26 protein-coding genes and 1 pseudogene are annotated in these 26197 nt (G+C 57.2%); 13 read left to right on the top strand and 14 right to left on the bottom strand.

All coding sequences use genetic code 11. From position 1 onward, the window contains the following. Nucleotides 1–64: 64 nt before the first annotated feature. Nucleotides 65–1447: a 30S ribosomal protein S12 methylthiotransferase RimO gene (gene rimO / locus EUU23_RS02060; RefSeq protein ID WP_160353490.1), complete on the bottom strand. Its 1383-nt coding sequence runs from the start codon at nt 1445–1447 to the stop codon at nt 65–67. A 78-nt stretch (nt 1448–1525) separates the two neighbouring features. On the opposite strand from rimO, the gene EUU23_RS02065 reads away from it, so the two are divergent. From EUU23_RS02065 to surE, 3 genes are all read left to right on the top strand, one after another. Next, on the top strand, nt 1526–1927 hold the full coding sequence (locus tag EUU23_RS02065; protein WP_160352466.1) for a DUF1761 domain-containing protein: 402 nt from the start codon (nt 1526–1528) through the stop codon (nt 1925–1927). A gap of 79 nt (nt 1928–2006) precedes the next feature. Next, nucleotides 2007–3287: a serine--tRNA ligase gene (gene serS / locus EUU23_RS02070; protein WP_160352467.1), complete on the top strand. Its 1281-nt coding sequence runs from the start codon at nt 2007–2009 to the stop codon at nt 3285–3287. Continuing rightward, nucleotides 3287–4054: a 5'/3'-nucleotidase SurE gene (surE, locus tag EUU23_RS02075; protein ID WP_160352468.1), complete on the top strand. Its 768-nt coding sequence runs from the start codon at nt 3287–3289 to the stop codon at nt 4052–4054. Before serS ends, surE begins: the two co-directional genes overlap by 1 nt. A 24-nt stretch (nt 4055–4078) precedes the next feature. On the opposite strand, the gene EUU23_RS02080 is transcribed toward surE, so the two are convergent. Both EUU23_RS02080 and pnuC read right to left on the bottom strand, forming a co-directional pair. Beyond that, nucleotides 4079–4600, bottom strand: a complete 522-nt coding sequence (locus EUU23_RS02080; protein ID WP_160352469.1) for an AAA family ATPase — start codon at nt 4598–4600, stop codon at nt 4079–4081. Further along, nucleotides 4600–5181: a nicotinamide riboside transporter PnuC gene (gene pnuC / locus EUU23_RS02085; RefSeq protein ID WP_246156021.1), complete on the bottom strand. Its 582-nt coding sequence runs from the start codon at nt 5179–5181 to the stop codon at nt 4600–4602. The genes EUU23_RS02080 and pnuC overlap by 1 nt, the downstream gene beginning before the upstream one ends. 89 nt (nt 5182–5270) lie before the next feature. Between pnuC and EUU23_RS02090 the strand changes: the two genes are divergently transcribed. From EUU23_RS02090 to EUU23_RS02105, 4 genes are all read left to right on the top strand, one after another. Next, the gene (locus tag EUU23_RS02090; protein ID WP_160352470.1) at nt 5271–5600 is read left to right on the top strand and encodes an ArsR/SmtB family transcription factor; all 330 of its coding nucleotides are present in this window, start codon (nt 5271–5273) and stop codon (nt 5598–5600) included. 3 nt (nt 5601–5603) lie between these two features. Then, entirely contained in the window at nt 5604–6119 is a 516-nt protein-coding gene (locus tag EUU23_RS02095; protein ID WP_160352471.1) for an arsenate reductase ArsC, read from the top strand. Then, nucleotides 6116–6790, top strand: a complete 675-nt coding sequence (locus EUU23_RS02100) for an aquaporin (RefSeq protein ID WP_343032670.1) — start codon at nt 6116–6118, stop codon at nt 6788–6790. The genes EUU23_RS02095 and EUU23_RS02100 overlap by 4 nt, the downstream gene beginning before the upstream one ends. A 74-nt stretch (nt 6791–6864) precedes the next feature. Then, on the top strand, nt 6865–8619 hold the full coding sequence (locus EUU23_RS02105; RefSeq protein ID WP_246156023.1) for a PHA/PHB synthase family protein: 1755 nt from the start codon (nt 6865–6867) through the stop codon (nt 8617–8619). Between the two features lie 138 nt (nt 8620–8757). Here the strand turns inward: EUU23_RS02105 and EUU23_RS02110 are convergent, their stop codons facing one another. Continuing rightward, nucleotides 8758–9078 (bottom strand): helix-turn-helix domain-containing protein, encoded by a 321-nt coding sequence (locus tag EUU23_RS02110; RefSeq protein WP_218939480.1) that lies wholly within the window; start codon nt 9076–9078, stop codon nt 8758–8760. Nucleotides 9079–9080: 2 nt separating this feature from the next. Continuing rightward, nucleotides 9081–9467, bottom strand: a pseudogene (locus EUU23_RS14095) (type II toxin-antitoxin system RelE/ParE family toxin). 115 nt (nt 9468–9582) lie between these two features. Between EUU23_RS14095 and EUU23_RS02120 the strand changes: the two are divergent. From EUU23_RS02120 to EUU23_RS02130, 3 genes are all read left to right on the top strand, one after another. Then, nucleotides 9583–10413, top strand: a complete 831-nt coding sequence (locus EUU23_RS02120; RefSeq protein ID WP_246156025.1) for an alpha/beta fold hydrolase — start codon at nt 9583–9585, stop codon at nt 10411–10413. 62 nt (nt 10414–10475) lie between these two features. Further along, a complete protein-coding gene (locus EUU23_RS02125) occupies nt 10476–11783 on the top strand; it encodes an FAD-dependent oxidoreductase (protein ID WP_160352473.1) in 1308 nt (435 codons plus the stop codon). Nucleotides 11784–11856: 73 nt separating this feature from the next. Next, nucleotides 11857–12528: a 5'-methylthioadenosine/S-adenosylhomocysteine nucleosidase family protein gene (locus EUU23_RS02130; RefSeq protein ID WP_160352474.1), complete on the top strand. Its 672-nt coding sequence runs from the start codon at nt 11857–11859 to the stop codon at nt 12526–12528. A gap of 299 nt (nt 12529–12827) precedes the next feature. Here EUU23_RS02130 and EUU23_RS02135 read toward each other — a convergent pair whose 3' ends face one another. The 6 genes from EUU23_RS02135 to EUU23_RS02160 form a co-directional block, all read right to left on the bottom strand. Further along, entirely contained in the window at nt 12828–14036 is a 1209-nt protein-coding gene (locus tag EUU23_RS02135; RefSeq protein WP_160353495.1) for a DUF445 domain-containing protein, read from the bottom strand. A gap of 116 nt (nt 14037–14152) precedes the next feature. Continuing rightward, entirely contained in the window at nt 14153–17293 is a 3141-nt protein-coding gene (locus EUU23_RS02140) for an efflux RND transporter permease subunit (protein WP_160352475.1), read from the bottom strand. A 27-nt stretch (nt 17294–17320) separates the two neighbouring features. Continuing rightward, nucleotides 17321–18481: an efflux RND transporter periplasmic adaptor subunit gene (locus EUU23_RS02145; protein WP_246156027.1), complete on the bottom strand. Its 1161-nt coding sequence runs from the start codon at nt 18479–18481 to the stop codon at nt 17321–17323. A 304-nt stretch (nt 18482–18785) separates the two neighbouring features. Then, entirely contained in the window at nt 18786–19049 is a 264-nt protein-coding gene (locus EUU23_RS02150) for a GlsB/YeaQ/YmgE family stress response membrane protein (RefSeq protein WP_160352477.1), read from the bottom strand. 129 nt (nt 19050–19178) lie between these two features. Continuing rightward, nucleotides 19179–19478, bottom strand: coding sequence for a CtrA inhibitor SciP (gene sciP / locus EUU23_RS02155; protein ID WP_143775973.1), 300 nt, complete (start codon nt 19476–19478; stop codon nt 19179–19181). Continuing rightward, nucleotides 19475–19840, bottom strand: a complete 366-nt coding sequence (locus tag EUU23_RS02160; protein ID WP_160352478.1) for a hypothetical protein — start codon at nt 19838–19840, stop codon at nt 19475–19477. Before EUU23_RS02160 ends, sciP begins: the two co-directional genes overlap by 4 nt. Nucleotides 19841–20013: 173 nt before the next feature. Here EUU23_RS02160 and mnmA point away from each other — a divergent pair, with 173 nt between their 5' ends. After that, complete coding sequence (mnmA, locus tag EUU23_RS02165) at nt 20014–21138, top strand: tRNA 2-thiouridine(34) synthase MnmA (RefSeq protein ID WP_160352479.1); 1125 nt, start codon at nt 20014–20016, stop codon at nt 21136–21138. Here the strand turns inward: mnmA and EUU23_RS02170 are convergent. After that, nucleotides 21135–21509 (bottom strand): hypothetical protein, encoded by a 375-nt coding sequence (locus EUU23_RS02170; protein WP_246156029.1) that lies wholly within the window; start codon nt 21507–21509, stop codon nt 21135–21137. The two genes, mnmA and EUU23_RS02170, sit on opposite strands and share 4 nt — an antisense overlap. 46 nt (nt 21510–21555) lie before the next feature. Here EUU23_RS02170 and EUU23_RS02175 point away from each other — a divergent pair, with 46 nt between their 5' ends. Beyond that, nucleotides 21556–22680, top strand: coding sequence for a serine hydrolase domain-containing protein (locus EUU23_RS02175; protein WP_246156031.1), 1125 nt, complete (start codon nt 21556–21558; stop codon nt 22678–22680). On the opposite strand, the gene EUU23_RS02180 is transcribed toward EUU23_RS02175, so the two are convergent. Then, entirely contained in the window at nt 22677–22952 is a 276-nt protein-coding gene (locus EUU23_RS02180) for a DUF3297 family protein (RefSeq protein WP_160352481.1), read from the bottom strand. The two genes, EUU23_RS02175 and EUU23_RS02180, sit on opposite strands and share 4 nt — an antisense overlap. 65 nt (nt 22953–23017) lie before the next feature. On the opposite strand from EUU23_RS02180, the gene EUU23_RS02185 reads away from it, so the two are divergent. Beyond that, nucleotides 23018–24226: a BaiN/RdsA family NAD(P)/FAD-dependent oxidoreductase gene (locus tag EUU23_RS02185; protein ID WP_160352482.1), complete on the top strand. Its 1209-nt coding sequence runs from the start codon at nt 23018–23020 to the stop codon at nt 24224–24226. A gap of 69 nt (nt 24227–24295) precedes the next feature. Here EUU23_RS02185 and typA read toward each other — a convergent pair whose 3' ends face one another. Then, complete coding sequence (typA, locus tag EUU23_RS02190; protein ID WP_160352483.1) at nt 24296–26116, bottom strand: translational GTPase TypA; 1821 nt, start codon at nt 26114–26116, stop codon at nt 24296–24298. Nucleotides 26117–26197: the final 81 nt, after the last annotated feature.

The raw sequence follows: 26197 nt of genomic DNA on the forward strand, positions 1-26197 counted from the left end.
CAACCAAATGCAGGACGACAGGAAATAGAAGGCGGCAAGCGCGCCATCGCTGCTTTCGGCGCTCTTACTTTGCAACCACTCCAAACAAGTCATGCTCATCGGCATCCTCGATCGCGACCGAAACGATATCGCCTTCCTTAACCGTCGCTGCGACATCGCGCAGATAGACATGGCCGTCGATTTCGGGCGCGTCTGCCTGACTGCGGCCGGTTGCGCCGATGCTGCCGTCTTCGTCGGGCTCGCCAATTTCGTCGATGATGACCGGCAAATCCCGTCCCACTTTTGCGGCCAGTTTCGCCGCGCTGATGGCGGCGGTTTTGGCCATGATTCGCTGGAAACGCTCTTCCTTCACCTCTTCAGGCACCGGATTGGGCAGCGCATTGGCCTGCGCGCCTTCGACCGGTTCAAAACGGAACGCACCGACGCGGTCCAACTGCGCTTCGTCCAGCCATTCGAGCAAATATTCAAAATCCGCCTCGGTTTCGCCGGGGAAGCCGATGACGAAGCTGGATCGGATGGCGATGTCGGGTGCGATGCTGCGCCAGTTACGGATGCGTTCGAGCACCTTGGCTTCGTTTGCGGGCCGCTTCATCGCCTTCAGCACATTGGGCGCGGCATGCTGGAACGGAATGTCGAGATAAGGTGTCAGCAAACCTTCCGCCATCAACGGGATTACATCATCGACATGCGGATAGGGATAAACATAATGCAGCCGCACCCACGGGGCGACTCCTTCGCTTGTCCGCAACCCGCCCAGCTCCCGGGCCAGATCGGTCATGTGCGCGCGCACATCGCGGCCTTTCCATTCGCGGCTTTCGTGGCGCGTATCGACGCCATAGGCTGATGTATCCTGGCTTATGACCAGCAATTCCTTGGTCCCGGCGGACACCAGCTTTTCCGCCTCCCGCAGTACGGCATCAATCCGGCGGCTGGCGAGTTTGCCGCGCAGCGACGGGATGATGCAAAAGGCGCAACTGTGGTTGCACCCTTCGGAAATCTTCAAATAGCTATAATGGCGGGGTGTCAGTTTCAGGCCACCTTCAGGCACCAGATCGACAAAGGCCCCGCGCGCAGGAGGCGCGGCAGCGTGAACGGCCGACACCACATCTTCATATTGATGCGCGCCGGTTATGGCCAAAACACCGGGAAAACGGGCGCGAATGACGTCGGCTTCATTGCCCATGCATCCGGTGACGATCACACGGCCATTTTCGGCAATCGCCTCACCAATGGCTTCCAGACTTTCCTCCTTGGCAGAATCGAGAAAGCCGCAAGTGTTCACCAGCACAACATCTGCACCCGCATAATCGGGCGACAGACCATAGCCGTCGGCACGCAGCTTCGTCAGGATGCGTTCGCTGTCGACCAGTGCCTTGGGACAGCCGAGGGAGACCATGCCCACCTTGGGCGCTGCTTTGATTTGAGTTGCCATGATGGCGGCGCGCATAGCGGGTTTATGCACGCTTGTCACGGCGCACAAACAGGCGCATGTTCGCGCGCTGTTGATTTTGAGGGAGGATCAATCATGGCGAATGCAAATTTACTGGCGATTCTGGTCGCCGCCGCAGCCGGATTTCTGGTTGGCGGGCTTTGGTACGGGCCCTTGTTTGGCAAAATCTGGATGGCCGAAAATGGCTTTACCGAAGAAGAGCTGAAAAAGGCCAATATGCTGAAGATTTACGGGCTGACCTTTGCCTTTTCAGTGCTGTCGGCGGTGTTTTTGGGGCATTTGCTGGCGTTTTTCGACACCAATATGCGGGCAACGCTGATGATTTCGGCCGGAATAGCGCTCGGCTATATCGTCCCGGCCATCGGCACCAACTATCTGTTCGCGCGCAAATCAGGCAAGCTGTTCGCGATTGATGCGGGCTATTGGGTGGTGTTCTACGCGGCGATGGGGCTGGTATTTGTTCTTTTGGGGACGTGATGCAAGCTTCGCCATAGAGGCCGCACCCCACACCCTTTTTCGTTGCGAAACCTCCGGCGCGTCGGCATAGCCTGCCGCCATGCACGACTTGAAATATATACGCGAAAATCCCGAGGCTTTTGACGCGGCGCTGAAACGGCGCGGGGCGGCTGCTGTGTCGGCGTCCTTGCTGGCGCTTGATGAAAAACGGCGGGCGGTACAGACCGAAATGCAGGCCGGGCAGGCCCGCCGGAATGAAGCATCAAAAGCCATTGGTGCGGCCATGGGTAAGGGCGATACCGCCACGGCTGAGGCGCTGAAGGCCGAAGTCGCTTCGCTGAAAGACAGCATGCCCCAGATGGAAGAGCAGGAACGCGCCCTGGCGTCCGAACTGGACGGGCTGCTCGCCGCTCTGCCAAATTTGCCGGCTGACGATACGCCGGACGGTGCCGACGAAAACGACAATATTGAAGTTTCGCGTTGGGGCGCTGTGCCCAAATTCGACTTTGAGCCCAAGGATCACGCCGATCTTGGCCCACCCCTTGGCCTTGATTTTGAGACCGGCGTCGCAATTTCAGGCACCAGATTTACGTTCATGCGGGGGCAGATGGCGCGATTGAACCGGGCAATCGGACAATTCATGCTCGATCACCACACGCAGGTGAACGGTTATAGCGAATGCAATACACCGGTTCTCGTCAATGATGCTGCCATGTACGGCACGGACAAGCTGCCCAAATTTGCCGATGATTCGTTCCGCACAACGGACGGACGCTGGCTGATTCCGACAGCCGAAGTCTCGCTGACCAGCAGCGTGGCAGGCGGGATTTTGGACGAAAACGCACTGCCCATCCGCTTGACGGCGCATACATTATGTTTCCGGTCAGAGGCCGGTGCAGCAGGCAAGGATACCAAGGGCCTCATCCGTCAGCATCAGTTCGAAAAGGTTGAACTGGTTTCGGTTGTTCGCCCGCAAGACAGTGAGGCAGAGCATGAGCGCATGACCGCCGCTGCAGAATCAATCTTGCAGGCATTGGCGCTTCCCTACCGCAAAATATTGCTGTGCACCGGTGATATGGGTTTTGGCGCCCGCAAGACCTATGATCTCGAGGTCTGGTTGCCGGGGCAGGGGCTCTATCGCGAGATTAGCAGTTGTTCCAATTGTGGCGATTTTCAAGCGCGGCGGATGAACACCCGCTATCGTCCTGCCGAAGGCAAGGGCAACTTGTTCGTCCACACGTTGAATGGCTCGGGGCTTGCGGTTGGTCGCACGCTGGTGGCGGTTCTCGAAAATTATCAACAAGCCGATGGGAGTGTCTTAATTCCTTCGGCTTTGCTGCCCTATATGGGCGGAATTTCCCGATTGGAGCCGATGGCCTGATGCGTATTTTGCTGACAAATGACGACGGCGTGAATGCGCCGGGGCTAAGGGTGCTCGAACAGATAGCCCGCAGCATCAGTGACGATGTCTGGATTGTCGCCCCGGCCGAGGAAAATTCGGGTGCGGGCCACTCGCTGACGCTGACCCGTCCGGTTCGCATCCGGCAACATGGGGACAAGCATTATTCGGTTTCGGGAACACCGACGGATTCGGTGATGCTCGGTCTGGGCGTCATCATGAAAGACGCGAAGCCGGACCTGATCCTGTCTGGCGTCAATCGCGGCGCGAATCTGGGCGATGACATTACCTATTCAGGCACCGTGTCCGCCGCCATGGAAGGCGCGCTTGCCGGCGTGCGGTCAATTGCAATGAGCCAGGTCTACAGCAAGGAAGGCATGGCCGACAGCGTGCCTTTTTCCGCGGCAGAGATATGGGGTGAACGGGTTCTTCGGCCATTACTCGATATGCCGGTCACACCGCGCACGCTGATCAACATCAACTTCCCCGCGCTGTTGCCGCAGGATGTCAGAGGCATCAAGGTCGCACGGCAGGGTTTCCATGATTATAGCCGCGGCTCGATCGTCAAGGGCACCGACCCGCGTGGTTATGATTATTACTGGTTTGGCTTGCACGGCATGGTGCACACATCAGGACATGACACCGACCTCGAAGTGGTCGAGGACGGCTATATCGCGGTTACGCCATTGCAACTCGACCTGACGCACCGCGAGTCGCTTGCGGCCTTGCATCAGGCTTATGGAAGTTAGCGGATTCGGGGTATCGCCACGCTGTTATAACGACAGTGCTTTTAACGCCGCATAAAAACGCGCATTTCCTTCGCCGCGGATCAGGGCATAGCGCACGCCGCGCCGGTCGAGTTCCGCCTTGCACAGGTCGAAAAAGCGCTGGCGCTGATCGGGGCTGGCGTAGACGCGCAGGCCGTCGTCGACAAAGGGCAGGTCGATATCAAGCAACAGATAGAGATCCGCATAGCTTGAAAAGCTGTCAAACCACGGGTCGCGCTGCCCGAACATCATCTCGGCCCATACGGCGGTAATCAACGGATCGGTGTCGAACAGCACCTGTCCGATGTCCAGCTCTGCTGCCCGTGAGGCGGCGGCGCGGTTCATGACATCCTGCTGCTGCGCGATATGGACCAGTTCGGCCATGCCGATGTCGGTGCCATGCGCCTCGCAATAGGCGCGGCCATATTCGGGCACGACCTCGCACCCCAGATGTGCCGCCAGCCGCGTGCCGAGCGTGGACTTTCCGGTGCTTTCAGGTCCGTGGAGACAGATACGCAGCGTCGTCATCAGTCCGCGACCTCCGCCTTGCGCCACGCGACCAGCCCGCCAATGGCCAACACCAGAAACACGCCATAAAGCCCGGCGGTCAGATGCAGGTTCTTGGCGATATAAAGCGGGATGGAGATCAAATTGACGACAATCCACCAGTGCCAATTTTCGACAAAGCGGCGCGCCATCAAAATCTGGCCTGCAACCGAGAGCATCGCGATCGAGGCATCCCAATAGGGATAGCTGGTCTGCGTATAGCTGCCCATGAAGCTGCCCCACGCCCAGATGGCGGCGACGGAACCGGCGATCCACAAGGCATAGCCGGTGGCGGGCAGGCGGCGCACCTCGACTGCACCATCTTTGCCCTTGCTGCGGAGCCAGTGCCACCAGCCGTAGAGATTGACGATGACGAAAAAGACTTGAAGCCCCGCATCGCTAAAGAGCCGCGCCTCGCGGAAGATGAAGAAATAGAGGCTCACCATGGCGACGGCGACCGGGAAATTCCATACCGACCGCCTGATGATCAGCACGATGTTGGCAAGGCCGAGCAGGACGGCGGCAAGTTCGATCAACGACATGGGCAGGGGTGATGGCAGCATGGCCCGGCAAAATCCAGCCCGGCTGTGTTGACAAGATGGGGACGGCAATTTATTCGATGATTCGATAAATATGGAAATATAGATTCTTCATGGATAGCAACACCACCATTCGTGCTCTCGCCGCCCTCGCGCAGGAGCATCGCCTCGCGGTGTTTCGCTTGCTGGTGCAGGCGGGCGAAGCGGGGCTCCCTGCAGGTGCCATCGCCGAAGCGGTCGGCGTGCCCGCCTCCTCCATGAGCTTCCATCTCGCGCAACTCAGCCATGCCGGTCTCATCCGGCAACGGCGGCAGAGCCGGTCGCTCATCTACAGCGCGGACTATGCCGCGATGGGCGGGCTCATGGCCTATCTCACCGAAAATTGCTGCGGCGGGCAAAGCTGCGCCCCCAAGGTCGAGGCGGCACCTCTGGGGTGTTGTTAAGCTATGGCGGACCGGGTTTATAATGTGTTGTTCCTGTGCACCGGCAATTCGGCGCGCTCGATCCTTGCGGAATCCTTGCTGAACCATGACGGGGCTGGCCGCTTCCGGGCCTTCAGCGCGGGCAGCTTTCCCAAGGGGCAGGTGCACCCGATGGCGCTGGATGTATTGAAAAGCCTCGGTTTTCCGCATGAAGGTTTCCGGTCGAAAAGCTGGGGTGAGTTTTCCGACACCGACGCACCAGTCATCGATTTCATCTTCACGGTGTGCGACAATGCGGCAGGGGAGACCTGTCCCATCTGGCCGGGGCATCCGATGACCGCGCATTGGGGGATTGAAGATCCCGCAGCGGTCGAAGGTGAAGGACAAAGGGAAGCCTTTGTGCAGGCGCTGCGATATTTGCGGCTTCGGATCGAATTGTTTCTGGCTTTGCCGCTGGCCTCTATTGATAATCTTGCCCTTAAGGCGAAGCTTGCCCGGATCGGCCGTGAAGATGGCGCGACAGCGGAGGTGACCGAGTGACTGCGGCACTGCGGCGACCGTTAGCGGCGGAGGCATTGGGGGCGTTCTTCCTGTTCGCCACAGTGGTCGGTTCAGGCATCATGGCGGAGCGGCTGTCGGGTGGCAATGTGGCGGTGGCGCTTCTGGGCAACAGCGTGGCGACCGGCGCGATGCTCTATGTGCTGATCACGATGCTCGGGCCGATATCGGGCGCGCATTTCAATCCGGCGGTGACCTTGGTCATGTGGCAACGCAACGATCTGACGGCCAAGGCGGCGTTGGCCTATATGGTGGTGCAAGTGGCAGGCGGCATAATGGGTGTGTGGATGACGCACCTGATGTTCGATGAAGCCATCTTGCAACTATCGGACAAGACGCGCACCGGGCTCGGCCAATGGACCGGCGAATGTATCGCGACTTTCGGGCTGGTCCTGACGATATTGGGTACGCTGCGGACTCGTCCGCAGGCAGTGCCCGTCAGCGTGGCTTTGTACATCGTCGCGGCCTATTGGTTCACTTCCTCCACCAGCTTTGCCAACCCCGCAATTACCATAGCACGCAGCCTGAGCGACAGTTTCGCAGGCATTTCGCCTGCCGATGTCGCGCCGTTTATCGCCGCGCAACTGCTGGGGGCAATGTCCGCACTTCTGCTGGCAAAGCAGATGCTGGAGCCTTCCGATCTGGAACAGTGATCATTTTACGCTTTCACCTCAATTGACGTCGGCCAAAGTCCGTGCAATCTCTCGTCCGGGAAGAGGAGAGAAATATGGCTGCAAAAGCGGACAAGGGCGCCGATAAAAAGTCGGGCGCGAAAAAGCCAAAGAAAGGCGCACCTTTTAGCGGCATGGCCGGGGCCTTTGATGCCGCCAATGATGCGACCATGGCGCTCGGGCCTTTGGCCGGGCTGGCGCGGGAAGATTTTATGGGTGCGATCGGCCTGATGCTGCGTCAGACCGCGACCAACCCTGACAAGGCATTCAAGGCGGTCGGCAATTTCAGCGAAGATGTGGTCAAGATAATGACCGGCAAATCAGACCTTGCACCCGACGCCAAGGATAAGCGTTTCATGGACCCGGCATGGGCGTTCAACCCCTTTTTCAAGGCGGGCGCGCAATATTATCTGGCGGTGCAGAAAGGCGTCAAAAGCTATATCGAGGATCTGGAGATGGACGCGCTGGAGCGTGACCGGGCGAACTTCATTTCGCAGATCATCATCGACGCGCTGTCGCCGACCAACAGCCTGATCGGCAACCCGACCGCGCAAAAGCGGCTGGTGGATTCAGGCGGCCTCAGCCTCGTGAAGGGTTTGAAAAACGCCTATAATGATATGGTTCACAACGACATGATGGTGAGCCAGGTCAACAAAAAGCCCTTCAAACTGGGCGAGAATGTTGCGACCGCCAAGGGTTCCGTGGTCTACCGCGACGAACGGTTCGAACTGGTCCAATATGCGCCGACCACAGACAAGGTCTATGCGATTCCGCAACTGACCATCCCGCCGCAGATCAACAAAATGTATATCAACGACCTCAGCCCTGAAAAGTCGGTGATCAAGTGGCAAACCGACCACGGTATCCAGCCCTTCATGATCTCTTGGCGCAACCCGACCGATGACATGGGCGTATGGGGGATGGCCGAATATATCGAAAGCTGCATCAAGGCGTTGGACGTCGTGTGCGACATCACCGGCAGCGACAAGGTCAATGTCTCTGGCGGCTGTTCCGGCGGGCAAACCATGTCGGTCCTGCTGTCGAAGCTCGCATCAATGGGTGACACCCGCGCCAATGCCATTACAATGATGGTCTGTGTGCTCGAACCCAAGCCCGGCGATACCGAAGCGTCGTCGATGGTCTCGCACAACGGCATCGCGCTCGCGCGGCAGCGGGCGCAGAAAAAGGGTGTGATCGAAGGATCAAGCCTGGCGCGCGGCTTTGCGTGGCTGCGGCCCAATGACCTGATCTGGAACTATGTCATCAACAATTATCTGTTGGGCGAAGATCCACCCGCGTTCGACATATTGTTCTGGAATGCCGATGCGACCAACCTGTCATCAGCGTTGATGGGCGATTTCCTCGAACTGTTCGAAGCCAATGCCTATGCCGCGCCTGGAACATTCGAAATTGCCGATCATACGCTCGACCTGACCAAGGTGACCGGCGACATGTTCATATTGGGCGGTACAACCGACCATATTACGCCATGGCGCGCCTGTTACCGTTCGACCCAGTTGTTCGGCGCGAAAAATGTCGAGTTCATTCTGAGCCAGGCCGGTCATATGCAGGCCATCCTGAACCCGCCGGGCAACCCCAAGGCGAAATATTGGAAGCATAGCAAGGGCAAGACCCCGGCCGATGTGAACGAATGGATGAAGGGGACCGAAGAAGTCGCCGGAAGCTGGTGGCCATACTGGATGGAATGGCTCCATGCGCGATCGGGCAAGGAAGTTGCGGCGCCAGCGGCGGTGGGGAGCAAGGTTTATCCGGCAATGGAGGCTGCGCCGGGGTTGTATGTATTGGAGTGAGGGGCTGTTACGCGGCGCGCCAGCTGCGAAGGCGGCTTAAGCATTACACGCACTATGACGTCAGCGTTGATTCACTATGTGGAAAATATGGGATTAAATTAAGGTGCGGCATTTGTGTCGCACCCACCAGACCCGTGTTCAAGCCAACATCTGCAATCCGTGTTTCTCGACAATTGACAGCAGCTTCAGGGCCATGCCGCTGGGTCGCTTAGCGCCGCTTTCCCACTTTTCGACCGTCGACTCGCTGGTGCCCAGATAGCGGGCAAAGACCGGCTGGCTGACTTTGTTGGCCTTGCGTAACCGCCGGATATCCTTGGGGGCGAGTTTAGGGACAGCAGAGAGGCAGGCTTCGTCAAATTCCCGCATGGTGATCGCATCGATTGCGCCAGATTCGTAAAGCCCTGCCATTGATTCATGGACGGATTCGTAGAGGTCATTTTTGAATTTACTGTTGCCCATTTTCATTTCCTTGTATCCGGATCGGTAATATCAAGTTCAAGCAGTTTTCCATTTGCAACTTGTTGATTGATCTGGACGTCAGACAAGTTGGCATATTGCTTCGAAGCCGCTCGCAAAATGTTCAATTCACTTTCATCTATATTGGCGCGATCTTGTTTCGCGAAAAGATATTGATACACCCAAAAATCACCACCACGCGCCAAGATGATCTAGCGATACTGGTTGTTCGACAGCCGCTTTTTATAAACGCCGCCGCCGAGATCATCAGCCTGTCCCGCCATCACTTGCACTATGGCTTTACATAAAACCGCATCCGAAATCTTCGCCTTACGCGCCGCTTTTGTAAACCATGCCGTTTTGAAAGCGCGCGGAAGGGTCGGCTCGAACATAAGTTTAGATAGCACCCAGTGCTACCTAACGCAAGATACGAAATTGACTTGCGCCATCTAACCGTTCGGTTAAACCAAAGCCAAGCGACCCGTATATAAGGGCAGGGGAACGAACATGACCAAGGGCCGTGCGCCGACTTTCAGTATGGAGACCGTTGACGGCCGCACGTTGCGCGTTGCTGTCTGGCGTTCCAGCAAGGCAAGCCCCAAGCTTCCCATATTGTTCTTCAACGGCATTGGCGCGAATATCGAGGCGATGGCGCCGATGGCCGAATTGCTGGTTGATCGCGATTTTATAACATTTGATATGCCCGGCATCGGCGGTTCGCCTGATCCTGTGGTGCCTTATAATGCGATCCTGATGTCGCGTATCGCCGCGTTGTTGCTAGACCGTTTCGAAATGCCGCTGGTTGATGTCATGGGCGTTAGCTGGGGCGGGGCGATGGCGCAGCAATTTGCCATCCAGAACAGCGCGCGCACCAACAAGCTTATCCTTGTTGCGACCAGTGCGGGCATGTTGATGGTGCCCGGCAACCCCGCCGCACTCGTCAAGATGGCCGACCCGCGCCGCTATATAGATCCTGAATTCATGTCGAAGCATTTCAAGACGCTCTATGGCGGCATGGTGGGCAACAAGGCAGAGCATATCAACCGTCTGAAACCACCGTCGAAAACCGGATATTTCTATCAGTTAATGGCGATGATGGGCTGGACCAGCGCGCCGTTCCTGCCCTTCTTGAAAACCGAAACGCTCATCATGATGGGCGGCGATGACCAGATTGTACCGCTGGCCAATGGAAAATTCCTGAACTTCCTGATCCCCAATAGCGAACTATTTGTGGTCGAAGATGGCGGGCATCTTTTCCTGTTAAGCCATGTCGAACAAAGCATCGCTGCAATCCGCGATTTCCTGGATAAAAGGGAAGAAGTGAAGCAAGCAGCATAATGCACTCTTCCCTTTCGCTGGTTCGTCGTTAGCGTGTCGAATCAAGGGTAAGGAGAGAGCCCATGCGGCATATCGCGATTATCGGTTCAGGTCCGGCGGGCTATTATTCCGCAGAGGCGGCGCAAAAGAAATTCGGGTCTGATGTCCGTATCGATATCATCGACCGGCTGCCCGTCCCCTTTGGCCTGATCCGATTTGGCGTCGCACCCGATCATCAGTCCATCAAGGCGGTTTCGGGCCGTTATGAAAAGGTCGCACTGTCCGATAATGTCCGCTTTGTCGGTAATGTCACCGTGGGCAAGGATGTCAGCGTCGACGAACTTCAGACGATCTATGATGCGGTTATTTTGGCCACCGGCGCGCCCAATGACCGCAAACTGGACATAGCGGGCGGCGATTTGCCCGGAGTATTTGGCAGCGCGGCCTTTGTCGGCTGGTATAATGGCCACCCTGATTTCGCCGATATCGAACCGCCGCTGGGTGGCCGGCATGTGGTCATCATTGGCAATGGTAACGTCGCCCTTGATGTGGCGCGCATCCTGTCCAAAACCCGGGCCGAATTTGGCGGGTCCGACATTGTCAGCCACGCGCTCGATATGCTCGATCATAGCAAATTGGAGGATATCACCATATTGGGTCGCCGTGGCCCGCACCAGATTGCGATGACTCCCAAGGAACTGGGCGAATTGGGGCATTTGCAACGGGCCACCCCCCGCGTTGAGCCGGACGATCTGCCCGATCTGGGCGATGACGCCCTGCTGGAACCGGGTATGCGAAAATCTGTCACCCATTTGCGCGAATTCGCCGCCATTCCAGAGGCCTATCGCGCCGATAAGGATATCAACATCAATTTTGATTTCTACGCCGCCCCGGTCCGCATTGAAGGCAATGGCGCTGTCGAGCGGATCATTGTCGAACGCACCCGTCTGGATGACCAGTATCGCAGTATCGGGACCGGTGAAATCTATACCATCGACTGCGCCATGGTTATCAGTTGCATCGGGTACCAGACACCGTCGATTGAAGGTGTGCCATATGAACATGGGCGCGGGCGGTTTGCCAATGTCGAAGGGCGTATTCTACCGGGCCTATATTGCGTCGGATGGGCAAGGCGCGGACCATCGGGAACCATTGGCACCAACCGACCCGACGGCTATTCCATCATCGACATCGTGGCCGATGATATTGGCGATGGTGCGGGCAAAGCCGGTCGGCCGGGGCTGGATACCCTGCTGGAAAAGCGCGGCGTTCAGGTCGTGAAGTTTAGCGACTGGAAAAAGATCGAAGAAGCCGAAACCGCCCGCGCCCGCGACGGTGCCCCGCGCGAAAAATTCGTGCGGATCGAAGATATGATTGCGGCTGGCGGATAAATTTTCCGTTGTCATCATAATCGCATAAATACTGCGTTAAGTCATTGCTTTAGGTGGCAGAAAGGCAGTCAGCATGATCGAGCGGATAGGCATCATTACCGGCGTGGACGCCGAAGCAGCGGCGTTGTTTTCAGGGCAAGGCGCGCATGGCGAACCTTTGCACGGATTCCTCGTGCGCCAAGTGCGCTTTGCCGGCAAGGACATCGCGATCACCTGCAGCGGTATAGGCAAGGTCAACGCGGCGATGGCGGCGATGATGCTGGTCGATCATTATGATGTGCAAATGCTGCTGGTTGTCGGGACGGCAGGCAAATTGACCGATATCGACACCGACTGTTTCCAGATTGTCGAGGCAGTGCAAGGCGATTATGGCGCGTCGCGGCACGACCATTTCGCCCATTATAGCGCAGGCGCATGGCCGATTGGTGAGGAACATATCGAGGCGTTCCGGGCCAAGGTCACGCCGGACATCGGCCTGCCAAAAGTGCGGATCATCACAAGCGATGCGTTTATCGAAAATCCCGATCTTGGCAGGCGGCTGCACGATGCCTTGGGGGGCGACATCATCGACATGGAAACCGCCGCCGTCGCGCAAGCAGCCGCACGCATGGATCTGCCCTGGGCAGCCATCAAAGCCACCAGCGACAATGCCGACGGTGCCAGCAGCGGCGATTTTCAAAGCAATCTGAAACGCGCCGCAAAACGCGCCGCAGATGCAACAGAAAAGATGATTGCGGCTTTGTAGGCGGGTTTTCGTGGCTTTGGACCAGTAAATTCGCTCCGTTCCTCAAGCTTCGTCACCCCGAAATCCCAACCCCGTCATCCTGAACTTGTTTCAGGGTCTTACTACTGCGACGTTGAAAACTAAGACCCTGAAACAAGTTCAGGGTGACGGGGAATTTGGCTCGGCGTGACGGGGAATTTGGCTCGGCGTGACGGAGATTTTGGCTCAGGGTGACGGGGAAGTTCGTGCAATGTGAAAGAGGTTTTAGTTCAATACGGTCGGTGAGGGGATGGCTCAGTTTAGACCGTCAACAAAGCGCCCTAAATCAACAACCCCACGGCATGAATGACAATACCCGCCATGCCGCCCACCAAGGTTCCGTTGATACGGATGAACTGGAGGTCGCTGCCCACCGCATTTTCGACACGGTCGGTGATGGTGGATGCGTCCCAGCCCTTGATGGTGTCGGATACGAGGGCGACGATATTGTCGCCGTAATTTTCGGTGGTGCCGACAATGGCGCGGCGCGCGAAACGGTTGATCTGGTGCTTCAGCCGGGCGTCCTCTTGCAAGGTACCGCCCAATTTGATCAGTGCATCGCCAAAGCTGCCTGCCAGGGCTGCATCCGGATTGCGCGCTGCCTTTAACAAGCCGCTGCGCCCCTGATCCCACAGGCTGTTGATCCATTTGCTCATCGCCGGATTTTCGAGCAATTGCCCTTTCCAATGGTTGACCTTCGCCTGCAACTCCTTGTCATGGCGCAGGTCGTGGGCAAGGCTGGCCAAGCCCTCTTCGCCCTTTTCGCGTAAGGGATGGTCGGGGTCTTGCGCCATATCGTGCAGCAACTTGTTCAGGCCATTGACGATGGCATTGGCCAGCCGGTCATCAAGCCCGGTCCAGCGCATGATGGTATTCGCCCGTTCCTCCACCATTTCGCGGATGAGATGTTCGTTGGCCTCAAGCGTCTTTGACGCCCATTTTATGATGCTATCGAGAACGGGAATATGCCGCCGCTCGCGGATCATCGCGGTCAGCAACTGGCCTAGCAGGGGGGCGATGTCGAGCTTGTCGAGCTGTTTGCGGATGGCACCCTTGGCGACGCCGCCAAGCCGTTCATCATCCAGCGCGGCGATGATATCGCCCATCAGTCGCGATGCGCCCATCCGCATCCGGCCTTCGCCACCCGATGGCGCGCTCAGGAATCTGCCCATCGCACCCGCGACATCCATACGCTGCACCCGGCGGGCGACGACTTTGGTCGTCAGAAAGTTAGAGCGAAGGAAGCTGGCAAGGGTGCGGCCAAGCCGTTCCTTGTTGTTCGGGATGATCGCGGTGTGGGGGATGGGAATACCGAGCGGATGCCGGAACAGCGCCGTGACGGCAAACCAGTCGGCAAGCCCGCCGACCATGCCCGCCTCGGCAAAGGCGCGCAGGAAACCCCAATGACCCTGATAACGGGTTTCCAGGTAACTGCCGCCGATGAACAATAACAGCATGAAAAACAGCAGGGCAGTGGCGATGATCCGCATCTGCCGCAACTCGGCATCGCGCTCTGCATAGCGGGTCTTTTCGGACTGCCCCAGTTGATTGGCCGACTTCACGTCAATGCCTTAGCCAAGGCGTGCCGCGCTGCCAAGGGTGGCAATTACTCGGCCGGCTGCAAACCGCCAAGGTCACCTCTGTCTTTCGGTGGCTTTTTGCCTGCGACGGCGATGTTGGGCTTACCCTCGCCATGTTTGTCGGGGTCATATGTCAACAAACGGGTCCGTAACCATGGCCCGACCCGCTTTTCAAAGCCGTCGGCGAGGCTGAAGCCGGCCGGAACGATCAGCAAGGTCAGCAGTGTGGAAACGATCAGCCCGCCGATCACGACCGTACCCATCGGCGCGCGCCACTGGCCGTCCCCGCCCAGCGACAATGCGGTCGGCACCATCCCTGCGGTCATCGCAACGGTGGTCATGACGATAGGCTGGGCGCGCTTGTGGCCCGCTTCCATAATCGCCTGAAATTTGGGAACGCCGCGTGCCATTTCCTCAATCGCAAAATCGATCAACAGGATGGAGTTTTTCGCGACGATGCCGAACAGCATCAGCACGCCGATGAACACCGGCATCGAAATCGGTTGCTGCACAATGGCGAGCGCCAGCATCCCGCCCAATGGGGCGAGCAGCAACGATCCCATGTTGACCAGCGGCGACATGAAGCGGTGATACAGCAAGACCAGCACCGCAAACACCAGCAAGGTCCCGGAAATCAGCGCCGTCAGGAAGTCACGCTGCATTTCGGCTTCCCATTCCTGACTACCGAATGGCGCGCGCGAAACCCCTGTCGGCAGGTTTTTCATCACCGGCAGATTGTTGATTTTGGCATCCGCATCCGAAGAAACAATTCCCGGCGCAAAATCAGCGCCGATGAAAATCCGGAAATTCTGGTTTCGCCGTTGAATCGAGGTGGGCCCTGCGCCGAAACTGATATCGGCCACACGCGACAGCGGGACCGACCCGCCAGTGGCAAGCGGAACCGGCAGGTTGCGGATCACATCAAGGCTTTCGCGCGATTCCTTGGCCAGCATGACACGGATCGGTATCTGGCGGTCGGACAACGAAAACTTGGCGCTGTTCTGGTCAATATCACCCAGCGTTGCGATGCGGATAGTCTGGCTGAGTGCAACAGTTGTCACGCCCAGTTGCGCGGCAAGATCGGTTCGCGGCGTAATCAGCAATTCGGGACGTTGCAGATCGGCCGAAATACGCGGTGCGCGCAATTCGGGCAACGTCTTCATCTGTTCAACCAGCGTTGCCGCCGTTGCATCAAGTGTCATAGGATCGGAACCGGACAGCATGACCGACACGTCACGCCCCGATCCGCCACCACCCGGGCCATTGGCCTGGAACGTAACGCGGGCGTCGGCGATTTTGGTCAGCTTGGGGGTCAGGTCTTCTTCAAATTGCTGGCTGGTGCGCGCCCGTTCCTTGTTGAGGGTGATGAACATATTGGCGCTGCCCTCGCGCACGCTTTGTAAAGCGGTCTTTACCTCGGGTTGCGCTTCAATGATGGCGGCGGCTTCGTTCGCCACTTCGCGCGTCCTTTCAAGCGTGGTTCCGGGTACCATTTCGATGCGGACTCGGCTGAAATCCACATCGCCATCGGGGAAGAACTGCTTGGGAAGCACGACCATAAGGGCGATGGTAGCCGCAAGGGACAGCACGCCAATGCCCATCATCCAGCGCCTGTGGCCAAGCGACCAGCGCAGGATTTTCATATATTTGTCCATCCATGCGCTTTCGCCATGTTCGGCAATGCCGCCAGACTTTAGGAAATAGGCCGCAATCATCGGCGTAATCATGCGGGCGACGGCAAGGCTCATCAGAACGGAGGCGACGACGGTGAGGCCGAAATTCTTGAAAAACTGGCCAGCGACGCCGGGCATCAGGCCGACGGGCAGGAACACCGCGACAATCGAGAATGTCGTGGCCACAACCGCAAGGCCGATTTCGTCGGCGGCATCAATCGATGCCTGATAGGCGGATTTACCCATCCGCATATGGCGCACAATATTCTCGATCTCCACAATCGCGTCATCGACCAGCACGCCGGCGACAAGGCCGAGTGCCAACAACGACATGGTGTTGAGCGTAAAGCCCAGAAGGTCGAGAAACCAGAAGGTCGGGATGGCCGACAAGGGGATGGCAATGGCTGAAATGACCGTAGCGCGCCAGTCGCGCAGGAACAGGAACACAACGACGATGGCCAGCAACGCGCCTTCGATCATGGCCGCCATCGAGCTTTTATACTGGGCTTTGGTATAATCGACACTGTTGAAAAGCGTTGTGAATTTTACACCGGGATTTTCTTTTTCAATCTCGGTTATTTTCTTCATCGCCTCATCAAACACGGTCACGTCGGATGCCCCTTTGGCACGTGACATGCCGAAAGTGACAACCTGTTTGCCGCCTTCAAAAGCCATTGACCGCTGCTCGCTGAACCCGTCAGTGACTTGGGCAACGTCCGATAATTTAATGTTGCGGCCATTGCCAAGGTTGATCTGCGCCTGGCCCAGCGCATAGGCATCTGCGGCATTTCCAAGAACGCGCACCGACTGGCGTGAACCGGCGATTTGCGACTGGCCGCCCGACGCATTGACATTTTGTTGCCGCAAAACATTGTTGATCTGGCTGGCGGTGACGCCGAATGACTGCATTTTTGCAGGGTCGAGTACGACACGAATTTCGCGGTTTACGCCGCCATTACGGCTTACCGATGCCATGCCTTCGACCGCGAGCAAGCGCCGCGCGACGGTGTCGTCGACAAACCAGCTCAGTTGTTCCAGCGTCATGTCGCTGGCCTCAACGGCGAAATAAGCAATCGGGTCGCTGGAGGTCGCGACCTTGAAAATCTGCGGTTCCAAGATGCCGTCGGGCAAATCGCTGCGGATCTGGTCGACGGCGTTTTTCACTTCGCTGACGGCGGCATTGATGTCGTCGCCAATTTCAAATTCCGCGCTGACCGTGGTGTTGCCTTCGCTTGCGGACGCATCGATATTTCGCACGCCTTGAACGCTGCGGATCGCGGATTCCACCTTTTGCGTGATTTGTGTGGTGATTTCAGACGGAGCAGCGCCTGGTTGCGAAATCGAAACAACAACAACCGGAAATTCAATGTCAGGATCATTCTGCACGTCCATATTCCGGAACGACATGATCCCCGCCAGCGTCAACGCAATGAAAAGTACGATCGGAACCACCGGGTTGCGGATCGACCATGCGGAAATATTACTGAAGTTCATGGGCTGCTGTTCCGATTATGGTTCGTGTTACTTCTTTTTCAGAAGTTTGGGGTTGATGGTTTCATCGGGGTTGAGGAAGCCACCGGCATACAGAACAACGCGTTCTGTGCCATCAAGTCCGCTGGCGATAATCAATCCGGCCGCCGTCGTATCACCGACCTTGACCGGGCGTTGCTTTACCTTGTTGTCCTTGCCGACAATGTAGACAAAGCTACCTTCGCGGCCGGTTTGAACGGCAGATTCGGGCAGGACCGGCGCGGTCATAGACCCGGCTTTGATCTCGACCGAGGCGAAGCCACCGGGCCGAAGCGCCCTGTCATAGGGCAGCGCGATGCGGGCAATGCCCTGACGGCTTTGCTCGCTTATCATCGGGGCAACTTGCCAGATTGTTCCGGTAAATTGACGATCGGTTCCAACCGGCGTCACGCTGGCCGGCACACCTTCGGACACCAGAACGAGATCATTTTCACTTAATTGCGCCTGCAATTCCATCTGGCCATCTTGCGCGATACGGAACAGGATCCCGCTGCCGGCGGAGACGGTTTGACCTGTTTCAACATTCCGTTCGAGAACAAAGCCCGATACGGGCGCACGAATATCAAGCCGGGCATTGCGGGCGCGGGTTTCGTTCAATTGCGCGTTGGCGACGTTTACCCGGGCGCGGGCGGCATCACGGGTCGCGGTTTTGCGATCTACATCCGCCTTTGAAATGAACCCGCGGCCAACCAGTTGCATGCCACGGTCCAGTTCATTCTGGGCCAGTTGCAGGTCGGCGCGGGCAACGCCAATCTGCGCCTCGAGCGCGGCGGCCTGTTGCACCTGTACGGAACGATCGACACTGACAAGAACCTGACCTTGTCGGACCCAGTCCCCGGCGTCGACATAGACACGGTTGACCTGACCACCTTCACCGACAACCCCTACGGGAACTTCCCGCCGTGCGGCCAGTGTGCCGGTTGCGTTGATAGCGCGCACCACAGTTTCGCGGCCAGGTGCAACGACCGTGACGGTCTGCGCCTGTGCGTTCTTTTCTTCAGCACTCTCGGCCGGGGCTGCGCTGCCGCCCATAAAGTAATAGGCAGCGCCAATGACCGCCAAAATAGCCACAACGACCAGCGCGATAATCAAGCGCCGACGGTTCGTACTTTGCCGCTCGTCAAGCATTCCGCTATCCATGGTACCGCTCATTGTAGTTTCGTAATTCATATCGGCTTTCCAAAATCAATTCTGGCCAAATGCGTATCTGGCCAACGCTCATCTGCTTGTATCCGCGATCTCGCCGGACAACGCAACAACTGTGTTATCTTAATAAGTCACTGCCCGCAAGGCGCAGAATTAGACATCGTGCATGACGCTATTATGTTTACGTTACTGGAAAAGGCCAGGAACAACAATACAGACCGGCGTCTTCACTATTCGACAAACGACGTCATTATGCAGGAAAGACGCGCCGTCGCGCCTTTCCTGTGTTCCTCAATCCCATTTACCGGTTTCAGCGCACGCGGCCGCGCTGCACCAGATTCAAGATACCGAGCAAGACAACGGCGCCGACAAAAGCAACGATCAATCCGGTCAGGGAAAAATCCTGAACCGTGCCCGCGATGCCAAAGCGGTTGGCAATGAAATTGCCCACCACAGACCCGACGCATCCGGTAACAACATTCCAGAAAATGCCCATCGACCTGTCGCGATTCATGACTTTACTGGCAAGCCAACCGGCAATGCCGCCCACGATTATTGCCACAATCCAATCCATGATTTGCCTCCTCTAAGGCGTCCAGATCACATCTGGACGGCCAAGGATGATAGCCGGATTGCGTCGGAATGCCACCGGCAAACCGGACATGGATGTAAATTAGACCGATTCAGGTCACTTTTGGAAAATTCAATATTTCTGCTGACGCTCATACAGGTCGCGATAATGCTGGATGCGGGTGACCCGCAAACCCGGCATTCCCGACCGGTCGACCGCCCGCTGCCAAGACGCAAATTCTTCAAGCGTCAGGCCATAACGTTCGCACGCATCATTGATGGATAGCAGGCCGCCATTGACCGCCGCCACCACTTCGGCCTTGCGGCGGACGACCCAGCGTGTCGTTCCTGCAGGGGGCAGACTTGATAGCGTCAGTGGTTCACCCAATGGTCCGATGACTTGTGCCGGGCGAATTTTCTGGTTCTCAATCATAACGTCCTCGATACTCTATGCCCCGCATGGGTTGGTTCGACCCCGGTTGCTTCGTCTTTTAATTGACTGTCTTTGATATAGCCTGAATCGGCTTGGTAAACGGCGTCTTCACCTATTTGCCCGGGCGTGTTCTGTCGCCAGAAAGCCCCGCAAACCGGTACATTTTGCGCCTTTTTCGATGCGAAATAATCAATGCGTTGTGCGGTGGCGTCGCCTTTTGCTGTGGCGTCGCCTGCAGTCCGGCGCACGGCGCGCACGGTCCGGCTATTTGCCTGACGCGCTGCTGCTGCTGCGAGCATGGCGATATGGTCGGTTCGGCCATCGACCGAATTTTGACTCGGTACCGCAGGGGGGAATGTCATTTCCATGACACCCCTTTTAGGCCCGACCCTATAACAGGCGGTAAAGGCACCATTCAGACGATGTTAGCCGAAGTTAACAACTATTATCCTTTTGTGGCACTTGCTGTTTCAAATCGAGAACAGCCAACGGAAAACTGGCATTTTCGTGAAGTTGCCCCTATGTGGCCTGTCAAATGATTGACACTATTTATCCGAATGATTTTCAACTTGGCCCTGATTTGGCAGGCAAAAGGATCGTTGTAGCCATGTCCGGCGGCGTTGATTCGTCCGTCGTCGCGGCATTGGCGGCGCGATCAGGCGCTGAAACTGTCGGGATTACGTTGCAATTATACGATCATGGCAGCGCGGTGAAGCGGGCAGGGGCCTGTTGCGCCGGGCAGGATATCCGCGATGCCCGGGCGGTCGCCGATAAATTGGGTATCGCCCATTATGTTTTCGACCATGAAAGCCGCTTTCGCGAATCGGTCATAGACCATTTTGCCGATGAATATATCGCAGGGCGAACGCCAATCCCCTGTGTCCGCTGCAATATGGGGGTGAAGTTTACCGACCTGTTCCGGTTGGCGCGGGAATTGGGGGCCGATTGCCTTGCCACCGGCCATTATGTCCGCCGCGTCGAAGGCGCACATGGGGCAGAATTGCACCGCGCTGCCGATCCAGCCCGTGACCAGAGCTATTTCCTGTTTGCCACGACGCAGGAACAGCTCGAATATTTGCGCTTTCCATTAGGCGGAATGCCCAAGCCGCATGTGCGCGCGATCGCGCAGGAACTGGGCCTCATTGTTGCTCTGAAACCGGACAGTCAGGATATCTGCTTTGTACCCGATGGCGATTATGCCAGCGTCGTCCGCAAAATCCGCCCCGAAGCCGAAACAGGCGGCGATATCGTCCATCTCGACGGGCGGGTGCTGGGGCAACATAAGGGAATGATCCACTACACCGTCGGCCAACGCAAAGGTCTGGAAGTCGGCGGCCAGCCGGTGCCGCTCTATGTCATCAGGTTAGACCCAGCGACCCAGCGCGTCATCGTCGGCCCGCGACAGGCTTTGGCCGTGGATGCAGCACGGATTACCGATGCCAATTGGCTGGCTGATGTGCAGGGCCGCAAAATCATGGCCAAGGTCCGGTCGATGGCAAAGCCTATTGCCGCGCAGATGGACGGCGACTGGCTGCGCTTCGACGCGCCTGAATATGGCGTTGCCCCCGGACAGGCGGCGGTGTTTTACGACGGCGACCATGTGCTGGGTGGCGGCTGGATCGAAGAAACCATGGCGTCTATGGATATGTGCGCTGCTTAAAGTGCATCAATCTCTGCCTGATTAAGCTGGACGCAGCCAAAATTGCCGCGTCGTTCGGCCACCGCTTCGGCCAAAAAAGGTACCGATGCATAAACGCGCTTGTTTTCCGGGTCGTCCGACAGGTTGACCATTTCCATCCCGGCTTCTTTATCGGTTTCGCAGCTCGCCATATCGCGGCCTTCGATATAGCGGCAGGAACAGGTGATATGTGCGCCATAGGCCGCGCCCAGCTTTGCCTGTCCTTTCAGGCTGGTCCAGTTCCACGCCAGCCAGCTTGCCAAAACGACGAACAATAGCAAGGCGATAAGGCGAACGACTTTTCCTGCGCCGATTGCGCCTTTGTCTTTCTGTGCCGAAGTTGCGGTTGCCATATGCCCTCCATCTGGTGCATCTACTTGCCCCATGCCTAGGAACAAAATGACCGCCGCCGCAACCGCTTTTTGTGCAATCGCTGCATTCACGCTTGGATCATGTGGTAAAGCGCCTGCTTTAAAAGCCACCCGGCCCGGAACGACAGTGATTGTCGATGACGCGGTGGTGGGCAAGGATAAGCTTGCAGCCGCTATAGCGCCCTTTTTTGAAGACCCTGCACTTTCGGAAACACGTGCGCTGGTGATTATGCAGGGTGGTCGCGTTATCGCGGAACGCTATTCCCCGGGCTATGGACCGGATACCCGCCTGATAAGCTGGTCGATGGCCAAAAGTGTGACTGGAACATTGATTGGCATGATGGTCGCCGACGGCCGCCTGGCGCTTGATGAGCCAGCACCTGTTGCCGAATGGCAGACCCCGCGCGATGGCCGGGCCGCCATCACATTGCGCCATTTGCTGCATATGTCATCGGGACTGGACCATACCGAATTGGCCGAAGGCGAAGTCGAAATATTTGATGCCGACACCCCCCGTATGCTGTTTCTCGACGGTCGCGAGAATGTTGCCCGCTATGCCGAAACCCGTCCGCTGGAGGCAACACCGGGCGAAAAATTTGAATATAGCAGCGCCACAAGCAATATCTTGGCCGACATCATGACCCGCTCTTTGACCGAAAGTAAGGACCCTGAAGTGCGGCGCGACGCGATGCTTGAATATGCGCGGGGCCGCTTGTTCGAACCATTAGGCATGACCAGCGCGATTCCGCAATTTGACCGGCATGGCACGATGCTGGGTGGCAGCATGATTCACGCCACCGCTCGGGATTGGGCAAAATTTGGCGAATTTTTGAGGAATAACGGGTCCGTCCGTGCAGCCCAATTGCTGCCGACCAGCTGGACGCGCTTCATGAAAACGCCGAGCAAGACCGACAATAGCTATGGCGCACATATCTGGTTGAACCGACCAAATAACGCCAACCGCAATCAAGTGCTTTTCCCCGGAAGGGCACCGTCAGATGTTTTTGCGGCGTTGGGGCATTTGGGGCAATTTATCATCGTGTCCCCGCAACACCGGCTGACCATTGTCCGGCTCGGCAATACGCCCGATGACCGGCTCGACCCGCTGGATGACCAGTTTGTGAAACTGATTTCGATATTCCCGAAAAGTTAAGCTGTCGCCACTGGCGCGTCGTCGCCCAAATCTTCGAACCAGGCTTCGACCGGGCCGCTCAGCTTGAGCAATAACGGGTTGCCCTTGCGGTCGCGTGCCTTTCCGGCTTGCACTTTGATCCAGCCTTCGGAAATACAATATTCCTCAACTGTGGTGCGTTGTTCACCCTTGAAGCGAATGCCCACTCCGCGCGACAGCTTGTCCGCGTCAAAATAGGGGCTGGCGGGGTTGATCGACAGATGGTCGGGCGGAGTGTCTGCAGTTTCAGTCATAAGCCGCGCCTTTGCCGGAAAGCTTCGCGCTTGGCAATATCGTGTGAGCAGTGCAGAGGCGTTGCATGGTAAAATCAGACCAATATGACGCAATAATCCTTGGCGCAGGCGGCGCAGGCCTGATGTGTGCGCTAACCGCTGGACAAGGCGGCAAACGGGTGCTGGTGATTGACCACGCCAGCGGGCCCGGGAAAAAAATTCTGATTTCGGGCGGCGGGCGGTGCAATTTCACCAACGTCAACGCCACCAGCGCAAATGCACAGGAACGCTATCTGTCCGCTAATCCGCACTTCGCCAAATCGGCACTGGGGCGCTACACCCCTAGCAATTTTATTGATCTGGTTGCGGATTATGGCATCGCGTTCCATGAAAAGACGTTGGGGCAGTTATTCTGCGACGGCAGTGCACGCCAAATTGTCGAAATGCTCATGGCGGAATGCGACAAATCCATTGCGTCGGGCGGCGACGTTGATTTTGCATTTCACGCGCCGATTTCGGATGTCCGCCATACCGATGGGCGGTTCATTGTGACATACAACGGATTGACGGCGTCGGCACCTGCATTGGTCGTCGCGACCGGTGGCCCCAGCATTCCCAAAATGGGGGCGACGGGCTTTGCCTATGATCTGGCGCGGCAATTTGGATTGAAGGTTGTTGAACCCCGCCCGGCGCTGGTGCCATTCACCTTGGGCGGTGACGACATCCTTTTTCGCGAATTATCCGGCGTATCTGCCGATGTCGTGGCGCGTTGCGGCAAAATTCGGTTTCGCGAAGCGGCGTTGCTAACGCACAAAGGGCTGTCTGGCCCCGCGATTCTCCAGATTTCATCCTATTGGCGGCATGGCGAGCCGGTGGGCATCAATTTTCTGCCGGACCAACCCCAAGGCTGGCTGCGTCAATGCAAAAGGGACAAGCCCCGCAGCACGATCAAGTCCGTTCTGGCGTCGTCATTATCCGGGCGTCTGGCCGATATACTAGCCGACCGGATCGGTGAACAATCCAACCTTGCCGATTTACAGGATCGCCGATTGGAAGAGGCGGAACATCTATTGTCCGACTGGCCATTTTTGCCGAATGGGACCGAGGGCTATGCCAAGGCCGAAGTGACTTTAGGTGGTATCAGCACCGATGGCCTGTCGCAGAAATCGATGGAAGCCAAAACAGTTCCCGGCCTCTTCTGCATCGGCGAAGCTGTCGATGTCACCGGTTGGCTTGGCGGCTATAACTTCCAATGGGCCTGGGCGAGCGGCGTTGCGGCGGGGTCGGAATTGTAGCGTTGGCGCGGACGGAACAGCAATGGACAGTCCCTCGAATGACGAGGAGACTGTCACCGGATGGCGAAATTATGCTGCTTCTTTCTTTCGCGATGCCTTTTTGCGTTCGTTGGGGTCAAGGATTGCCTTACGAATACGGATATTCTTTGGCGTGACCTCGACCATTTCGTCATCGTCGATATAGGCAATAGCCTGTTCAAGCGTCATGACTTTAGGCGGGGTCAGGCGGATGGCGTCATCCTTGCCGGTCGAACGAAAGTTTGTCAGCTGCTTTGACTTCATCGGGTTGACTTCAAGGTCATCCGGTTTGGCATTTTCGCCAATAATCATGCCTTCATAAAGCGCCTCACCGGGGGAGACGAACAATATGCCGCGCTCTTCCAACGGGCCGAGCGCATAGGCGACGGCTTCACCATTTCCGTTGGAAATCAGCACGCCATTTTTGCGACCTTCAATCGGGCCGCGATAGGGGCCATATTTTTCGAACAGGCGGTTCATGATTCCGGTGCCGCGGGTGTCCGATAGAAATTCGCCATGATAGCCGATCAGGCCGCGCGAAGGCGCGCTAAAGGTGATGCGGGTCTTTGCCCCGCCCGACGGACGCATATCGGTCATCTCGCCCTTACGAATGGCCATTTTTTCGACCACTGTGCCCGAATGTTCGTCATCAACATCGATAACGACGCTTTCATAAGGTTCAGTGCGGTTGCCCGCTTCGTCTTCACGGAAAAGCACCTTGGGGCGCGAAATACCCAATTCGAAACCTTCACGGCGCATGGTTTCGATCAAAACGCCCAATTGAAGTTCTCCGCGGCCGGCCACTTCAAAACTGTCACGGTCAGCAGACTCGGTTACGCGAATGGCGACATTGCTCTCCGCTTCACGGAACAGGCGGTCGCGGATCATGCGGCTTGTGACTTTTGTACCTTCACGGCCCGCCATCGGCGAATCATTCACGGAAAAGCGCATCGACAAGGTCGGCGGATCGATTGGTTGCGCGTGCAACGGTTCGGTCACGCTGGGTTCGGCAATGGTGTCAGCAACCGTCGCGGTGGTCAGTCCCGCGATGGAAATAATATCGCCAGCCTGCGCCTGATCTACAGGAATACGTTCAAGCCCGCGGAACGACATGATTTTCGACGCGCGGCCCGCCTCGACAATTTTGCCATCGGGGTTGAGTGCGTGGATCTGCTGATTCACTTTGACGGTACCGGACAGGACCAAGCCGGTCAGGATACGGCCCAGGAAATTGTCACGGTCCAGCAGGGTAACGAGCATTTTGAACTCGCCATCGACATCGGCCTTTGGTTCTGGAACGTGCGAAACGATGGTTTCGAACATTGGCGTCAACGTGCCTTCGCGTGCGCTCGGGTCAATGGACGCATAGCCGTTACGGCCCGACGCATAGAGAACGGGGAAGTCAAGCTGTTCATCGGAAGCATCGAGCGACACGAACAGGTCAAATACTTCGTCAAGCACTTCTTGGATACGTTCGTCGGGGCGGTCCACCTTGTTGACCACAACGATCGGGCGCAAGCCGAGTGCCAGCGCCTTGCCGGTGACGAATTTCGTTTGCGGCATGGCGCCTTCGGAGGAGTCGACCAACAGAATAACGCCGTCGACCATGCTCAAAATACGTTCTACTTCACCGCCAAAGTCGGCGTGGCCGGGGGTGTCGACGATGTTGATGCGGGTGTCGTTCCATTCAACGCTGGTGCATTTGGCAAGAATCGTAATGCCACGTTCTTTTTCCAGATCATTGGAATCCATCGCCCGTTCTTCGACGCGTTGATTGTCACGGAAGGTTCCAGACTGGCGGAAAAGCTGGTCGACTAGGGTGGTTTTGCCGTGGTCGACGTGCGCGATGATGGCGATGTTACGCTGGGACATTTGAAAAGAGCCTTTTGGGAGGTCAGTTAGGCAGCAACATGCCACCGGATTCTGGCGCGCCCTTAACGCAATATGTGTTGC

The organism is Sphingorhabdus profundilacus (genome assembly GCF_009769755.1).
GTDB lineage: Bacteria > Pseudomonadota > Alphaproteobacteria > Sphingomonadales > Sphingomonadaceae > Sphingorhabdus_B > Sphingorhabdus_B profundilacus.

What these genes read in the sequence shown, in the direction of transcription:
- surE (WP_160352468.1), top strand. Translation starts at nt 3,287, where the DNA reads ATGCGTATTTTGCTGACAAATGACGACGGCGTGAATGCGCCGGGGCTA.
- EUU23_RS02170 (WP_246156029.1), bottom strand. Translation starts at nt 21,509, where the DNA reads ATGGCAACCGCAACTTCGGCACAGAAAGACAAAGGCGCAATCGGCGCA.
- EUU23_RS02095 (WP_160352471.1), top strand. Translation starts at nt 5,604, where the DNA reads ATGGCGGACCGGGTTTATAATGTGTTGTTCCTGTGCACCGGCAATTCG.
- EUU23_RS02140 (WP_160352475.1), bottom strand. Translation starts at nt 17,293, where the DNA reads ATGAACTTCAGTAATATTTCCGCATGGTCGATCCGCAACCCGGTGGTT.
- EUU23_RS02175 (WP_246156031.1), top strand. Translation starts at nt 21,556, where the DNA reads ATGACCGCCGCCGCAACCGCTTTTTGTGCAATCGCTGCATTCACGCTT.
- pnuC (WP_246156021.1), bottom strand. Translation starts at nt 5,181, where the DNA reads ATGCTGCCATCACCCCTGCCCATGTCGTTGATCGAACTTGCCGCCGTC.
- EUU23_RS02130 (WP_160352474.1), top strand. Translation starts at nt 11,857, where the DNA reads ATGATCGAGCGGATAGGCATCATTACCGGCGTGGACGCCGAAGCAGCG.
- EUU23_RS02125 (WP_160352473.1), top strand. Translation starts at nt 10,476, where the DNA reads ATGCGGCATATCGCGATTATCGGTTCAGGTCCGGCGGGCTATTATTCC.
- typA (WP_160352483.1), bottom strand. Translation starts at nt 26,116, where the DNA reads ATGTCCCAGCGTAACATCGCCATCATCGCGCACGTCGACCACGGCAAA.
- EUU23_RS02145 (WP_246156027.1), bottom strand. Translation starts at nt 18,481, where the DNA reads ATGAGCGGTACCATGGATAGCGGAATGCTTGACGAGCGGCAAAGTACG.
- EUU23_RS02150 (WP_160352477.1), bottom strand. Translation starts at nt 19,049, where the DNA reads ATGGATTGGATTGTGGCAATAATCGTGGGCGGCATTGCCGGTTGGCTT.
- EUU23_RS02065 (WP_160352466.1), top strand. Translation starts at nt 1,526, where the DNA reads ATGGCGAATGCAAATTTACTGGCGATTCTGGTCGCCGCCGCAGCCGGA.
- EUU23_RS02090 (WP_160352470.1), top strand. Translation starts at nt 5,271, where the DNA reads ATGGATAGCAACACCACCATTCGTGCTCTCGCCGCCCTCGCGCAGGAG.
- EUU23_RS02105 (WP_246156023.1), top strand. Translation starts at nt 6,865, where the DNA reads ATGGCTGCAAAAGCGGACAAGGGCGCCGATAAAAAGTCGGGCGCGAAA.
- mnmA (WP_160352479.1), top strand. Translation starts at nt 20,014, where the DNA reads ATGATTGACACTATTTATCCGAATGATTTTCAACTTGGCCCTGATTTG.
- EUU23_RS02135 (WP_160353495.1), bottom strand. Translation starts at nt 14,036, where the DNA reads ATGCGGATCATCGCCACTGCCCTGCTGTTTTTCATGCTGTTATTGTTC.
- rimO (WP_160353490.1), bottom strand. Translation starts at nt 1,447, where the DNA reads ATGCGCGCCGCCATCATGGCAACTCAAATCAAAGCAGCGCCCAAGGTG.
- EUU23_RS02160 (WP_160352478.1), bottom strand. Translation starts at nt 19,840, where the DNA reads ATGACATTCCCCCCTGCGGTACCGAGTCAAAATTCGGTCGATGGCCGA.
- serS (WP_160352467.1), top strand. Translation starts at nt 2,007, where the DNA reads ATGCACGACTTGAAATATATACGCGAAAATCCCGAGGCTTTTGACGCG.
- sciP (WP_143775973.1), bottom strand. Translation starts at nt 19,478, where the DNA reads ATGATTGAGAACCAGAAAATTCGCCCGGCACAAGTCATCGGACCATTG.
- EUU23_RS02110 (WP_218939480.1), bottom strand. Translation starts at nt 9,078, where the DNA reads ATGGGCAACAGTAAATTCAAAAATGACCTCTACGAATCCGTCCATGAA.
- EUU23_RS02080 (WP_160352469.1), bottom strand. Translation starts at nt 4,600, where the DNA reads ATGACGACGCTGCGTATCTGTCTCCACGGACCTGAAAGCACCGGAAAG.
- EUU23_RS02185 (WP_160352482.1), top strand. Translation starts at nt 23,018, where the DNA reads ATGGTAAAATCAGACCAATATGACGCAATAATCCTTGGCGCAGGCGGC.
- EUU23_RS02180 (WP_160352481.1), bottom strand. Translation starts at nt 22,952, where the DNA reads ATGACTGAAACTGCAGACACTCCGCCCGACCATCTGTCGATCAACCCC.
- EUU23_RS02120 (WP_246156025.1), top strand. Translation starts at nt 9,583, where the DNA reads ATGACCAAGGGCCGTGCGCCGACTTTCAGTATGGAGACCGTTGACGGC.